The sequence below is a fragment of the Pseudomonas tremae genome (assembly GCF_001401155.1).
In the GTDB taxonomy this organism is placed as follows: Bacteria; Pseudomonadota; Gammaproteobacteria; order Pseudomonadales; family Pseudomonadaceae; genus Aquipseudomonas; species Aquipseudomonas tremae.
Genome location: NZ_LJRO01000398.1, coordinates 1 through 985, shown reverse-complemented (window position 1 = coordinate 985; position 985 = coordinate 1). Strand labels below are relative to the sequence as shown.

Sequence of the window (985 nt, the reverse complement as noted above, 5' to 3'; positions counted from 1 at the left end):
CATCCCGACACCTTTGCAAAAGCGCTGAAGCTGGCCGGGATTGTTCGTGTAAAGGAGCGAGCCAAAGGTAGCTTCCAGCCACCCGAGTCTCGTAAGTCTTATGGCTACACCGAGGCGCACCGACGTCAGTTGCCAGAGCAACGTTATCCCAGTTGTCTGACCGACGCAGAATGGACGCTGGTCGCTGACTTGTTTGAGGTCTCGGGAGGCCGTGGCGTGCCGCCTCGTCACTCCCGGCGGACGCTTTTAGACGCATGCTGCTATGTCGTGCGTACGGGATGCTCGTGGCGAATGCTGCCTCGCGAGTTTCCGCATTGGGACAACGTCTATAAAACCTTTCGACGGTGGAGCGCTCAGGGCAAATTCGAGCAAATGCACGACCGGCTTCGTGCTCAATGGCGAGAGCGGGTAGATCGTGATGAAAAACCATCAGCCGCTGTTCTGGACTCGCAATCAACGCGTAGCTCTCCGCAAGGAGGTGAAAGTGGTTACGACGCAGGCAAAAAGGTAAAAGGGCGTAAGCGAAGCCTCGTCGTTGATACCTTGGGCCTTCTTTTGGCAGTGAGCATCAGTGCAGCCAGCGTGCAGGATCGAGACGCTGCGGATGACGCAGTGACGTCCTCAATGGGTAAGTATCCATCATTGAGTACTCTGTTCGTCGACAGCGCCTATGCCGGAAAGTGGGCTCAGCGGACGCAACACATTCACGCAGTCCAGATTCAGGTCATAAGGGGAGCGAATAATCGCCGCACCGGGAAATGGCATTCAGAACAAGGCGATTTGTTCACGGCAGCGCCGGCTCCGAGTGGTTTTGTAGTAATGCCCAAGCGCTGGGTAGTGGAGCGGACTCATGCCTGGAATGAGCGAGCCAGGCGACTGATCATGCATCACGATCGGTTACTTGATGTGAGCGAGGCGTGGGTATGGTTGGCCGAAGCTCGAATGCTCGCCCGTCGACTTACCACTTGATTTTGTCTACACCCTC

General features: G+C 56.3%; 1 protein-coding gene. It reads left to right on the top strand.

Annotated elements, in window-relative coordinates; genetic code table 11:
* Window positions 1-969 (top strand): IS5 family transposase (locus tag ALO43_RS22560; protein ID WP_054998095.1); only part of this gene is annotated, 969 nt, incomplete at its 5' end.
* Window positions 970-985 lie beyond the last annotated feature (16 nt).